3 protein-coding genes (2 of these 3 cut by a window edge) are annotated in these 14652 nt (G+C 66.6%); all 3 read right to left on the bottom strand.

What is annotated here, in order from left to right; all coding sequences use genetic code 11:
- Tightly spaced (each overlapping or abutting the next), the 3 genes in view from EL266_RS09225 to EL266_RS09215 form a layout consistent with a single transcriptional unit that may run on beyond the window.
- Nucleotides 1-1856, bottom strand: the 5' portion of a protein-coding gene (locus EL266_RS09225; RefSeq protein ID WP_026427038.1) for an SDR family NAD(P)-dependent oxidoreductase. Its footprint begins 9709 nt before the window's first position; the window shows 1856 of its 11565 coding nt (coding positions 1-1856); it begins with the start codon at nucleotides 1854-1856; the stop codon falls past the left edge of the window.
- Entirely contained in the window at nucleotides 1853-14137 is a 12285-nt protein-coding gene (locus EL266_RS09220; RefSeq protein WP_034514914.1) for an SDR family NAD(P)-dependent oxidoreductase, read from the bottom strand. Before EL266_RS09220 ends, EL266_RS09225 begins: the two co-directional genes overlap by 4 nt.
- Nucleotides 14134-14652 carry the final stretch of an SDR family NAD(P)-dependent oxidoreductase gene (locus EL266_RS09215; RefSeq protein WP_026427036.1) on the bottom strand. 12942 nt of this gene lie beyond the right edge of the window, so only the last 519 of its 13461 coding nucleotides appear in the window; the start codon falls outside the window, past its right edge; it ends in the stop codon at nucleotides 14134-14136. The genes EL266_RS09220 and EL266_RS09215 overlap by 4 nt, the downstream gene beginning before the upstream one ends.

Here is a 14652-nt window from a genome sequence, read left to right as displayed (position 1 = left end):
TCGTCGGCGGCAGCTGCCTCCGACGCAGATGGGCAAGCCACGTCCAGCGCTGCCGGGACGGGCTGGGCGAATGTCTCTCCATTCGTGTGGACCAGGTCGTTCGTCTGGACCAGGTCGTTCGTCTGGACCGCGTGGACAGGTTCGACACCCCGCCAGCCTCGGTGGTCGGCGATCTCGTCACCGAAGCATCCACCGACGAAGTCCACGAAGGATCCGACTGTGGCGTGGTCGTAGAATACGGACGGCAACAGTTCCAGGGCCCAGCGTTCGTTCAGCCAGGACGCCAGTTCGGTGAAGGTGATCGAGTCGAAACCGAATTCCACGAACTCGGAAGAACGGTCGATCTGGTCGAGCGGAACGCGCATGGTCGTCACGATCGCCCGAGCCACGTCATGCTCCACCGACTCGGCAATGGTGGCAGACCCAGCGCTCCGTACCGCCGTCGGTCGCTTGGGGGCGTTTTCGCCCGGCGGTTCCATGAAACGATCGGAGATCTTGCGACGATCGCCCTTGAGAATAGCGGTGGTGGGGTTCGGCGCGGCGTCGAGGAGGCTGCCGAGGACGGCCAACCCCTCGCCGGTCTCAAGCGACGAGAGCCCACCCGTACGACGCATGTATTGCTCTGCGGCGGGCCCTGGACGCATCCCGCCATCTGCCCACAGCGGCCAAGCGATCGAGAGCGAGGCACCAGGATGGCCTGAATGGTCGGCACGCCATTGGATCAGCGCATCCAACACCCGATTCGCATAGGCATAGTCGGACTGGCCCAGGTTGCCGCGCAATCCAGCCACCGCCGAGAAGGCAACGAAGAAGTCGAGGGGGTCGTCGGCCGTCGCCTCGTCGAGCCACAGCCCGGCACACGCCTTCGTCGTCACCACCTCGGTGATGTCGGCGGCGGACTTCTCCCAGACCAATGAATCGTGCAGGACGCCCGCCGCGTGGATCACACCACGCACCGGCCCCAGCTCCCGCGCCTTCGCCAAGGCCCGCGCGACGCCGTCACGATCACCGAGGTCGGCGACCACCGACGTCACCGCCCCGCCAAATGTGGACAACCAGTCCGTCGGCGCGCCCGACCTGGACACAACGACGGCGAGACCCCCTGCTCGAGTCACCCACTCGGTGACGTGCCGACCGACTCCCCCGGTTCCACCCGTGATTACATAGACGCCCCCCGGGACGAGGGGCGGAGTGCGCCTGTTCAGGGTCAGGGGGATCTCGGTCAGCCGAGGCGAGCACCGGCCATTACCGCTCCAACGGCTCTCTTCCACACCCAAGGTGTCCTTCACGAGGGCCAGCTCCGTCGCCATCACTTGCTGCGGATCACCACCGCATGTCACACGGGCATGGAATCCCGACCACTCAAGGGCGACGCTCCGCGCCCATGCCCCGATGGCGCAACCCCAGATGCCTTGGACGGTTGACGCCTCTCCTCCGACGAACACCAATCGGAGCTCGTCCATGGCCTCGTGGGCGGTGCCCACCAAGCTGGTAAGGTCGACCACCGTCTGGGGTCCGTGTGTGCCGAGCCAGACCACGGCATCGGGCGTTCGGGACAGCCTCACCAGCTGGGTCAATTTCTCCGCCGCCTTGCTGGCGCTCGTGAGCGTCACCTCGCCCACTCGGTCCGACAAGAGCGCATCCGACTGTGGCGCATCGTCGTCGCAAACCAGCAGCACGTGCCAGCCGGTCACGTCCGTGCCCGCGACGGGAGCATCGTCGACCCAGTCCTCCACAAGAGCCATGATCTCCCCGTCCGCCCGGAGGGAGCGGATGAGGCTCGCGCCGTCTGCGGGCGACAGCGAGCCACTCTCGATACGGGCGAGAATGTTGTCGACTGGCAGCGGGGTCGTCATGCCATTTCCTCCACTCGTTTGCGGGCGTCCGTCACAGTGATCTTTCTCCTAGACAGTTTGGAGAGCAGATCCTCCAATGGATCCGGCTCCTCGTGCTGCCCGTCGAGGCGGTTCGTGGCCGTGGATTGCTGCCTCATGGTCAAGTCGTGGAAGGCGACCCTCGTGGCCCCCTGATCATCCACGATGCGCACGTCGAACCGGTGCCCGCCCTGGCTTGCAGGGGTTGATGACGGTCGAACCAGGGCCCAGCCAGTGGCCGGGGTGGCAGCCAGTATGTCAATGCGTCCGACATCGAACGGCACGCTGGGACGCGAGCTGTGGGCCAGTTCGCCCTCGTCGAGAACCCCAATGCCGCCCTGTAGCGCCCCGTCCATCACGGCGGGGTTGAGCACGCAGTCGACAAGGGCTTCATCCGACGGCGCATGGAGCCGGACCAGCACGCCGCCATCCACGTGGTACAGGGTCTCGATCGCTTGCAGCGCAGGACCATAGTGCAACCCGTGCCGGCCAAACGACTCGTAGATGTTCTGGCCGTCGGTGGGCGGACGCGTTGCAGACGACAGCAGCCGTTCCAGATCGACGCGAGCGGGTTCCGATACCACCGCGTCGTCCACAAACACGCGTCCCTGGCTGTGAACCACGCGTCCGTCCTGGCTGGCGAGTGTGAAGTCGAGGGATCCCCCACGGCGCATTGAGATCGTGGTCTCGACAGTGATGCCCCCACGGGGGACGACGATGGGCCGCGACCAGACGATCCCCCTAATCACATGAACTGGCGCACCGGTCGCGATCTCGCTGGCAGCCCGGACCATCTCGATCTGAGCAACGCCCGGAACGGTGGGGTTGCCAGCGACGATGTGGTCACGCACCACGCCCTCCTCGCGCGTCAGATGCGTCATGAAGGCGCAGTGATCGAACGTAGACATGTTCACGTGCAGCAGCGGATGGAGACGCTGCGGGCGCCCGGAGGGGCCCTCCGTTCCCACCGCGATGGACACGTTCGTGGGGGCCCAGTAGCTGTCCCCCCCAAAGGGATACGTCGGCAATGACAGTCGCTGGGGTGACTCGTCCCGGAACAGGACCTCCCAATCGACCACACCGCCAGCCAGGAAGTCGCGCATCGCGGCCTCCACGTCCGTCGAGGCCGCCGAACTGTCCACCTCGCGGTAATCGTCCTCGGCCCGCGCGAGGACCAGGCTCCTCAGCTCCGCGACGCTCGAAACGACCCATCCAGCCCGGTACGAGAAGTGCGACCGTCCGACCGCCAAGGTGAACGCGAGGTCGCGCAGGTCGGCGTCCGGATTCTGGTCGATCCACTGGGCCAGCTCGACCAACTTGTGCCGGAGATCGCCCTGCGATCGCGCGGAGACGGGAACTGGGTGGGCGGCACGTCGAGACTGACGTTGTTCCTGCGTGCCAGGCGCTTCGCGCACCACCAGGTGCGCGTTGGTCCCGGAGAATCCGAAGGAACTGATCGCGGCCATTCGCTGGCGCCCATTCGGCGTCTCCCACGCGTGCAGGCGCTGGTTCACCCTGAAGGGCGAGTTCTCGAAGTCGATGAGGCTGTTCTCACGTGTGACATTCACCGTCGGGACCAGCATGCGATGATCCAGACACATCAGTGTCTTGATGAGCGCCGCAACTCCCGCGGCGGCCAGCGTGTGGCCGATGTTCGATTTGATCGAACCGATCTCGCAGTAGCCGTTGGCCTTGGTGTGCACACGGAAGGCATCCGTCAGCGCGTCCACCTCGATCGGGTCGCCCAGACGCGTGCCCGTACCGTGCGCTTCCACGTAGGTGATGTCGGACGCGTCGATCCCATACCGCTCGTAGACAGAGAGTTCGAGCTGGGTCTGCGAGGGCCCGCTGGGCGCCATGATCCCGTTGGTCTGACCGTCCTGATTCGTTCCCGACCCCACGATGACCCCGTAGATGTGGTCACCGTCGGCGACGGCATCCTCCAGCCGCCTGAGCACGACCACGCCCACGCCTTCGCCGGGGATGAATCCGTCCGCATCATCGGAGAACGTCCGGCACAACCCCGACGGCGAAATCATCCCGGCGCTGCTGGCGAGATGGTGGAAGAACGGCGTCGTCATGATCATGACCCCGCCGGCCAGGGCCGAATCGATGCTGCCGTCCCTGAGAGCCCGGCATGCCGTGTCAACAGCTACCAGGGATGACGAGCAGGCGGTGTTGACGGTGACGCTCGGACCGCGTAGGTCCAAGCAGTACGACAGCCGCGCAGCGAGGATCGCCTCACTGTTCCCGACGAAGGCGTGCGAATCGGGGTGCTCCACGCTATCGTCGACCAGACGGTAGTAGTCACTGCCGTTGAAGCCGACGTAGACGCCACACGAGCTTCCACGCAACGAGTCCGGCGAGTGTCCCCAGTCCTCGATCGCGCGCCACGACTCCTGGAGGAGCAGCCGATGCTGGGGATCCATCACCTCGGCTTCACGCGGTGAGATGTTGAAGAACAGCGGGTCGAACCGATCGACCTTGTCCAGGAAGCCGCCCCTCCTGCTGTACGAGATCCCCGGATGGTGACGGTCATAGGGGTTGTCGGAACCCCAGTGGATGCTCTCGCCCACGGAACAACGCCCCGCGCAAAGGTTGGCCCACAACTCGTCTAGGGCGCGGGCACCGGCGAATTGGCCGGACATGCCGACCACCGCGATGTCCAGCGCCTTCGGACCCGCGGGGGATACGGGCCCATCGGCCGTGACTTCACGTTGAGCGGGCGCGGCTGTTCCCTCAGACCGCGGAACCCGCGACGCCAGCGCCGCACCGTGTTCTCGGCAGATGTGGGCCACGAGCTCGCGGGGACTTGGGTAGTTGAACAGGTCGGTCGACCTGATTCGGATCTTCATGGTCTCGTTGATGACGTTCGTGATCTCGATCGCCATCACCGAGTCCACCCCCCGATCGGCATGTGGCGCGTCGAGATCGAAGTCGGCCTCGCCCACATGGAGGATGTCGGCAATGATTCCCACGACGGTCTGCGTGACCCATGACGTGAGCGCCTCATCCCCATCGTCCGGCGGGGGCACCGCCGGAGCTGGGGCGGTCGTCTCCGCCCCCTGCCCGGACAACAACGATTGCGGCTGCGCCGCGACCAGCTCGGGTTCGCCGGACGCGACCGCTACGATGACGCTTTGCTGGTCCGCTAGCGTCTTGGGCGCATCGGGCCCAAGACCGAGGACTTCGCACGAAGCGAAGCCGGAGGACGCAAGCACCTCGAGCCAGCCATTGCGGTCGATCATCGGGGACGCGGGCAATCGGCGGTGCTGATCCCTGCTGCTCCACCAACCGGGGAAGAGGCCAAAGGTCAGCGTCGCGTAGTCGTGGATGCGCGTTCCCTCGTTGAGGATGATCCACCCCCCGGGGCGGAGGAATTCCCGCACCCGGCCAACCGATACGGCAACGTCGGATGTCGCATGGAGCACGTTCGTCGCAACCACGAGGTCGAAGTCGCTCCCGTCCCGGCCCTGCTCAGCGAGGTCGCGTTCGATGTCGAGGATGCCGAACTGCATTCGGGGGTACCTGGCGCCCAGCCGCGCCTTGGCCTGGGCCACCAGCTGGGCAGAGATGTCGGTGAACTCGTAGGAGACGTGCGCGAGGTCCTCCCCCAGTCCTCCCAGGATGACCTCGGTGGTCGCACCCGTGCCCGCCCCGACCTCGAGAATCCGGATCGAGTCCCAACCGCGGGCCAATCGGTCGCGTACCGCGGCCCTGATGGTGTGGGACACCAGGCGGTTGAAGTGATGAGTGATCGCGTCCCCGCGATAGACCTCCTCGAGCAGATCCCCTCGCCCGCCTGGGAACATGACCTCCGTGGGGGTGACCTCGCCCTTGAGGAGTTCCGGGTAGCGGTCCATACACGCCTCCAGAAGGCGGACGTGCGCCCGAACCCCCGGATACTCGTCCGCGAGGCGACGCCCGTCTTCTCGAAGCGCCGTCAGGCGAAGGTCCTCGTCAGGTCTCGGATCCTGGGCGTCCCGGTCCAAGATGGCGGCCATCGCCGCAACCAGCCGATCATGCTCGGCTGCCCTGTCTGGCCATTCGCGCAGGCGCGCAGACAACGACCCACCAACATCTCCCGCTGGGACGCACAAGGAGGTGGCCACAACGCGCAGCCAACGGCGCGCAAGGTCCGCCAGGCCAGTCCACGCCGCCTCGGCGTCGCGAAGGGTCTCCCCGTCGAGCCTGGGTGCATCTGCCAGGGCCGTGCGAAGATCGGGGCCGGGGTCGTCGGCTGGACCTTCCGACTTGCCGTCGGTCAGGCGCACATACTGGCCCAGTTTCTCCGTGTCGACCTGGGCCGCCATGACCTGGTCGACACTGTCGCTGGCCAACAGTCGAGTCACGACCTCCAGCCCAGAACTCGGCTCGATTGGCTGTGCTCCCTGTTCGCCCAGCCGCCGCGCATAGGACGGCGCGGACACTGCGCCCACCGCACCCCAGTACCCCCAGTTCACGACCTTGACCGGCCACGGCGCCCCGACGCGCAGCCACTGAGCGTACCCGTCCTCGAACTGCGACGCGGCAGCATAGTTGCCCTGTCCCGCGGCGCCGATGAAGGTCTGGGCAGAGGACATCAAGAGCAGGAAGTCCAACGACTCCCCCCGAAGGGCGTCGGCCAGGGCAACCAGTCCGGCGACCTTTGGAGCAAAGACGTCACGGAGATCGCCGTCGGTCATCGACCTCAGCGTCTGGTCGCGCAGGACCATGGCCGAGTGGATCACGCCGTCCAGACGGCCGAACCCGTTCTTGGTGGTCTCGATCGCTCGACGCACCTGCTCACGGTCGGTGACATCGCAACGGATGTAGAGCCCTTCGCCGCCCTCCGCCTGGATGGTGTCCAGCAGCTCACGATGGCTTGCTCCCACGGCGGCGCGGCCGAGCAGCGCGACCTTGGCGCCACAGGCCTTCGCCAGATGGCGCGCCAGAAGCGAGCCGACGCCCCCGGCTCCCCCCACGATGAGGTAGACGCCCTGCGAGCGGAACGGACTGCGGTAAGCGTCCTCGACAGTGACGGGGCGCAAAGCCCTGACGAGCAGCCTGGTCCCTTCGATGCGGACCTCCTCGCCGAACGGAATGGGTTGTCCCAGCAGAAGGTCGACGTTGCGCGGCGAAGGCTGTGCGCCGTCGATGTCGGCGATCACCACTTCCCATGCAGGGTGTTCACGCGCAGCCGATCGGGCGAGTCCCACACAGGCGGCCGCGTAGGGAGCGGCAGGTCCGCCGATGGAGCGGTGGACATCACGGGTGACCACCCAGAGGCGGACGGGTGTCTCGGACAAGCCCGCCGCGTCCATGCCCCTGATCAGCCTGAGCAAGCCCAAAGCCGAATCCGATTCCTCACTGCCGGGGAGTACCTCGTCCGCCTCATGGACGCCCAGGAACCAGACGTCCTCGGAGGGGCCGGGGGTGTCCCCCGCCAGGTAGTCGTGGAAGGTCGCGGACGTATACCGGACGGCGATCTCTTGGGCCAACGCGGCTCCCTGACCGCTGCTCACAATCCAGGCTCTGTCGGAACGTCGTTGCCCACCTTGCGAGGAACGCGCCGCTTCGACCCAGCACGGCTCGCGCAGGATCGACAACAGCGGGTCAACGGACACTGGCAACGCCGAACTGGGAGCGGAAGGGGTGCTCTCGAACCAGTACCGGGTGCGCGCGAAGGGATAACTGGGCAGCGGCACGCGGCGAGGCTCACTCGTGCGATCCAACGAGCCCCAGTCGATGCCGAGGCCCCGCACCCACAGGTCGGCCAGCTCCTCCACACGCTGCGTCCGCCACAGCGACGCGACCTGCCCGCGGCTGACGTCGATTTTGACAGAGTCCAGTTCTCCGGAAGCCGACGAGTTCGTGACGGCCATCGCCGGCGTGGTGCCTGCGGCAAACGTCGACAGCTTCTCCGCCGCCTCCCCGAGGGTCGACGCTACGAAGGCCAGCCGCTCGCCCATCTGGTGCCGCCCCACTTGCAGGGTGAAGGCCACGTCCTCGAGGGTGACCCCGGCCGGCCCCCCTCCGTATCTCGCGCTCCTGAGAGCTTCGGACATGCGCGCCGCATAGTCCCGCAGACGATCCTCGGTCCGCGCCGACAACACCACGAGCTGGCGAGAACCGCCTCCGATCGGAACCTCCTGCGGAGGCGCCTCCTCGACGATGACGTGCGCATTGGCACCTCCGAAGCCGAACGATGACACACCCGCTCGGAGAGGCAACGCGACGCCGCCGTGGTCGACCGCCGCCCGCCATGGGCCGGTCTCGATCCCCAGACGGAATCGGGACCCATCCAAGGGCAGGTACGGGTTCTGCAAGGTGAAGTGGAGTAGCCCCGGAAGGGTGCGATGCTTCATGGCCAGCACGACCTTGATCAAGCTGGCGACGCCAGCCGCGGGCTCGAGGTGGCCGATCTGATTCTTGACCGAACCCAAGGTGCAACCCGGATCCGCGACGTGGTCGTCCCCATAGCTCTCAAGAGCGGCAGTGAAACCGCGCACCAGCCCCTCCACCTCGATCGGGTCGCCCAGCTCGGTCCCTGTCCCGTGCGCCTCCACGTAGGTGACGCTCGCCGGGTCAACACGGGCGTCCGCCAAGGCACGCTGGACCACCTCGCCCTGCGCGATGGCGTTCGGCGCCGTGGGCGAACTAGCCCTGCCCCCGTGGTTGACGGCGCTGCCGCGCAACACCGCGTACACGTGATCACTGTCCCGGAGCGCGGATTGCAGGGGCTTCAGCAGCAGGACTCCGACACCCTCGCCCCTGACATAGCCGTCGGCGCTCGAGTCAAAGGTCCTGCAGCGTCCTGTTGGGGACAACACACCCGCCTGGTTCGACAGCACGTGGTAATACGGACTCAACACCAAGCTGACGCCACCGGCCAGAGCCGCCTCGCAGTCCCCCGTCCGCAGCGCCCTGATGGCCCGATGGATTGCGACCAAGGAGGACGAGCACCCGGTATCGACGCTTTCGCTCGGGCCCCTGAGATCGAGGAAGTAGGAAACCCGGTTGGGGATCATCGTGTGCGCATTGCCCGTGCCGACCTGGACTCGTTGGATCCCCGCCTTGTCCATGAGGGACTGGTATTCCGAGAATTGGACGCCCGCGAAAACGCCGATCGGGCGTCCTCGCACCGCGTCGGGCAGCCATCCCGCGTCCTCCAGGGCCGCCCACGACGTTTCAAGGAAGAGACGCTGCTGCGGGTCCATCAACTCGGCCTCGCGGGGCGAGATGCCGAAGAAGTCCGCGTCGAACATGTCGTGTCCCTCAAGGAAGGCGCCCCACTTCGACTGCGTCCTGCCCGGCGTCATCCTCTCGGGGCTGTAAATGTCCTCCCAACACCATCGGTTGGTTGGTACCTCCGTCACCAGGTCGTCGCCGGCAACCAGCCGCTGCCAGAATGAGTGCGGATCGTCTGCTCCCGGGAATCGGCCTGCCATGCCGATCACCGCCACGGGGTAGTTCGCTTCCCCACCCAGGTCGACAGCGGCCGACGCGGACGAGGACGACGGTTCGCCGATGGTCTCGAGGACACGCTCGGCCGCGGGCGGATGGGGGGAGGTTTCCCGTCCTTGACGAGCGACGCCGATGCCATCGGGGTCATCGCGAACGATGAATTCCGCCACCGAGTCCAGCGTCGGGTAGGTGTAGAAGACCGTGGGCGTCACCACTACGCCGAGCTGCTTCTGGACGGCTCGGGTCAGTTCCTTGAGAGTGATGGAATCGAAGCCATATGACCCAATGTTCTCGTGGGGATCGATGTCTGCCGGCTGGACAGTCAACACCTCGGCAGCCATGGCCGCCAGTCTCTCGCTCACCCACGGGACGAGGACGTCGGCGTCGTTGACGATTTCGGTGTTTTCGGCGTGGTCCGTCTCCAGCTCGCCAGCGTCCTGCGCTGCCTCGGACATCTCGGCGTTTCCCTCCTGCGGCGTCGTGATACGGACGAGGGCCTCGTGGGTTCCCGACAGGACCACGGCATGAGACAGGTCGGACGCCATGACGGCGTCGAAGGCGGCGAGCGCATCGTCGGTTTCCAGGTAGTCGAGCCCCGAGGCGCCCAAGTAGAGCGACTCGTTCGTCACGTGCATGCCCCCGTCGCGCCACAGCGGCCACGCGATGCTGACGCTGCGGCCTCGCCGCTGTCCAGCAGAACGGCGCAACTCGCGCTCGGTCACGTAGGCGTCCAGGTATCGATTTGCGGCGGCGTAGTCGTCCAGGCCCATTCCGCCCAGCGCCGATGACGCCGATGAGAAGACCACGAACGCGGCGAGGTCGTCGGTGCTCGTCGCCTCGTCGAGAGCGCGGACCCCAAGTACCTTGGGCGCCAGGACGGAGTCGATGTCCGCGTCGGCCTTGTCGAACCATGGCCGACCGTCGGCGACGCCAGCGGCATGGATGACGCCACCGATCCGTCCCAGCCGCGCACGGACGTCGCCCATCAGGGACGCGACTGCCTGGGCGTCGGTGACGTCGAGCTGGCAATACTCGCAGTGTGCGGCCCCGGCCGATCGGAACTCGGCTACGACCCGCTCGGATTCCTGCGATGGGGCAGAACGCCCAGTCAGGACAAGCCCTGCATGGAACCTCTCGGCAAGGTGGCGGGCCAGTAGCCGCCCCAGCGCACCCAGCCCACCGGTCACGATCCACGGACCGTCGGCGTCGAACGGCGGACAGTCTGGGCCGACACCGCCGATCCTGGCCAGCGCGAGTGTCAGTTGTCTCTTCCAACGGTTGCCGGACTCGAGTCGTACCTCGCCTCCCTCACCACTCAGCTCGGTTAAGGCCACCTCCACGAGGGACGCTGGATCGCAGCTGTCAGACACCTCAGCCACGGTGAATGGGCACCGAATTGCTGCTGGAGTCAGCGTCACCGCACCCAAGGCCACCGCTGCGGGATGGGGCGGCTGAGCAGCCTCGTGCCCGTGGACGATGACGACGCGGCGAGGAGCCCGCCGTCTGAGTTCGGCAAGCAGTCGGAAACCGAAGCGCAGCGACCATGCGGGCCCCCATAGGATGATGACGTCCGCACCATCGACGAGGGAGGGCTCCAAGGTGACGTCCGACCCGGCCAGAGCGATCTCCGCGACGCGAACGTCCTGGCCACAGCGCAGACCCGTCCGGGCTTGCCCCAACGCCTCCTGGTCTCCGAGCAGGACAACGGCTCCCCCCACCGCACGTTGCGCAGGGCCGACTGCACGCCATCCGGGCACATACAGCTCCGACGTGCGGCGGTCCTTCGTTGACTCCTCGCGGTCTGCAGTGGCGTCGTCCGCGTCGGGTCCGGTCGGAGAGATGGGAAACCAGTGTCGATCCGGACGGAAGGGGCGGGGCGGCAGCAAGATCATCCGCCCGGGGGCACTTCTCGGCATGGGCGCTCCCTCGAGCCAAGCGCGAGCAGCCCGCACGTCCGCGGTCTCGTCGTCGGTTTCCCAGCCGACGGTGCCGGGCGCGGTCTCTCGCAACAAGCCGATGGCGACGTCAAGGCGATCCGCCACGACGGCCATCCGGACTAGGTGGGTCTCCCGTCCGTGCCGCAGGGTGTAGGCCACGTCGCTCAGCGCCGGGCGCTCGAGTTCGATGTGGTGCGCGACCGAGTCGGCCCAGCGGCGCAGTTGATCCTCGCTGGGAGCGGTCAAGAGCAGGACGGAGGCCCCTTCCTGCTCGAGGGCAGGATCGGGACGCATCGGGGCCTCCTCGACAACCACGTGCGTGTTCGTGCCCGAGAGACCGAACGAACTGATCCCCGCGCGCCGGGGACCACCGTAAGGCGTCGTCCAGGGCTGCGGGTCCACATCGAGTTCGAACGGCGCGTCGTCGAGCGCCAAGTAGGGATTCGGTGCTTCGAACCCGGACATGCCGACGTACGTTCCGTGGTGCATGCACAGCACCACCTTGATGAGGCTGGCCAGCCCCGCCGCCCCCTCCAGGTGGCCGATGGCGGGCTTCACGGAGCCGACCCGGCAGACGGACGACGTGACCTCGGCGCGCAAGAAGGCCTGCTTGATGGCCGAGAGCTCCACGGGATCACCCAGGAGGGTGCCCGTACCGTGCGCCTCCAGATAGGTGATGGCGTCCGCGTCCACCCCCGCGTCCTTCCACGCCGCCTCCAGCACGGCCACCTGCGCGTCGCCGCTCGGGGCGGTGGGATTGTTCGATCGCCCGTTGTGGTTGGTGGCGCTGCCCTTTAGCACGCCTTGGATGGGGTCGTGGTCGCGGATCGCTGCGTCGAGGGGCTTGAGGAGGACCGCCGCAACGCCCTCACCTGGCACGTATCCGTCCGCGCGGGCGTCGAACGTGTGGCACTGCCCACTCGGAGACAACGCCATGGCCTTGGCAGCCGCGACGTGGTGCAGTGGACTGAGAACCAAGTTGACTCCGGCGACAAGCGCCGTCTCACTCTCTCCCAACCGCAGCGACGCCATGGCGAGGTGCAGGGCCGTCAGGGAGGAGGCACAAGCAGCGTCAACCGTGACGCTCGGACCATGGAGGTCAAAGGTGTAGGACAAACGACCAGCCAGGGCGGAGAACAGCCCCGAAGCGGCCTGGTAGTCCTGGATGGGAACGCGAGCACGGACAACCTCGTCCCAGTAGTCCGTGAAGCAGCTCCCGACGAAGGTCCCAGTCGTCGTGCCCTTGAGACGTCCCCCCATGCCAGCCGCCTCGACCGCCTGGTGACAGACCTCGAGCAACAGACGCAACTGCGGATCCATCCATCGTGCCTCGCGGGGCGACACACCGAAATGTTGAGCGTCGAACTGCGCAACGTCGATGAAACTGCCCCAGCGAGAATAGGTCCGGCCTGCCGAGGTTGGGTCCTCGTCGAACCAATCCCGCCAGTCCCACCTGTCGGAGGGAACCTCGCTGATGAGATTCCTGCTCGCCGACAGGTTCTCCCAGAACGAGTCGAGATCCGGCGATCCGGCGAATCTGCCAGCCATCCCGATGATCGCGATGTCCGCGCTGTGCGCTGCCGGTTCGGGCGCGGGGCGCGGCCCTGCCTCGGCCGGGCGTGAAGTGGCCTGGGGCGCGGGCGCGTCCGAGTCTGCAAATTGTTCGAACGCACTCGCATGGTTCTCCGCGAACCATTCGACGAGTTCGGTCAAGGTCTGGTGCTCGAAGAACAGGGTCGGGTACAGCGCCACACCCAGGTCGTCCTCGATGCTGCGCGCCAACTCGATCAACTCCATGGACTCCATGCCATTGGACATGAACGTCTCGTCATCCAGGACATCGACGTGGCCGTTGCGCTGCCACAGTTTGTCGGCCAAGAAGTCGCGGACGCGGTTCCGCAGCGGCATAGTGGCGGCATCTCGAACGCCGGGTGACGACGTGTCGACGCTGGGGAAGTCCGCCCCATAGCGCACAAAGCGGTAGGTGAAGCCGACGATCGACAGCAGCACCCGGCCCTCGTCGTCGCACAGGGCGATGTCACACGTGTGGATGTCGCCGCGTGAGCGTGCGTTGCGAACCACGCACGTGGAACTGCGACCCACCAAAGCATGTGCCTCAACCCGATCGATCGAGAACGGGATCCAGACCCCCGTGGCCCCGTCGAGATCCCCATGCTCCCCATCACCATCGACCAGCTCCAGACTGGCCACGTAGCCAGCATCGAGCAACGAGGGGTCAACGGCGAGGCAACTGGCGTCCAGTTCGAGCTCGTCGCTCATCTCCAACTCGGCGACCACCCGTCCCTGTCCGCTCCAGAGCCGACGGATGCACTGGAGGGAAGGGCCTCGTTGACCCTCCACCCGCGTGGCAAGGCGGTGTGCGTCCACCTCCTGGAGGCCGTCGCGGGCCGCCTCAAGGTCCACCGACTCCGCCGCACCGGCGTCGCACTGCCGGGCTGACGCGACGGTCGTCCCCACTGGATCGTTCGGGCCGACGGTTTCCACCGTCACGACGCCAGTGGCGAGTTGCGTTTCGACATGGGCGATGACCTCGGCGTCTTCGCCGTCTAGCAGGACTGGACGATCGAAACTGACCGAACGCAGCCCCACGGCACCGCCTTGAGCTCGCATGAGCGTCGTGATCGCCATGGCGCACCACGTCAGACCGAGGACCACCCGGGTGCCGGGCCTGGAGTCGAAAGGATTGAGGCCCCTGTGGTCCCTCACCCGGGGCGCCGCATAACCGATGGTCGCGCTCGGTGAATCGGATCCGAACTCCAGGATCCGCTTGGCCTCGCGATTCGACATACGCCCGTCGCGGACCTCCCGCAGGGTCTGTCGAAGAACCTCGGAACGGAAATCACTCGGGCGTGTGTTCATCGGAGTCCCTCCACCTTATCGAACGCCTCGTCCACTGTGAGCTGACCGTCCCTGACGGCATCAAGCAACCGCTCGAACTCGTCCTTGCCCGCACCGACGCTCTCGTCATGGGCCCGCAGCCGGAACTGCTTGCGGGAGAATGACGGGGCGGGGTGCGGGCGCCTGCGGAGCACGAACCCCGGTGGCACATTGAACTCCTCGAGCACGAGGTGCGCGTTGGTCCCGCCGAACCCAAAGGACGAGACGCCCGCCCGCCGGGCTCCTCCGCCCGGCACGTGCCACGGTTCCAACTCCGTCACCGGACGGAACGGGGATTCGGAGAAGCGGAAACGCGGATGCGGATTTTCACAGTGCAGGGTGGGAGGGATCTGACGATACTGCAGCGACAAGACCACCTTCACCACCGACGGCATCGCCGCTGCCCTGAGCAGGTGACCGACATTCGACTTGACCGAACCTACCCCGCAGTGGCCGATTCCACTGCCGTGTTCACCGAGCACCTTGGACGCGGCGCG

The sequence above is a fragment of the Actinomyces slackii genome (assembly GCF_900637295.1).
Taxonomy (GTDB): domain Bacteria; phylum Actinomycetota; class Actinomycetes; order Actinomycetales; family Actinomycetaceae; genus Actinomyces; species Actinomyces slackii.
The sequence above is the reverse complement of the archived record's forward strand: the minus strand, read 5'-3'. Positions and strand labels throughout refer to the sequence as shown.

Excerpts from the sequence above, each read along its gene's own strand:
- EL266_RS09220 (WP_034514914.1), bottom strand. The coding sequence starts at position 14,137 with ATGAACACACGCCCGAGTGATTTCCGTTCCGAGGTTCTTCGACAGACC.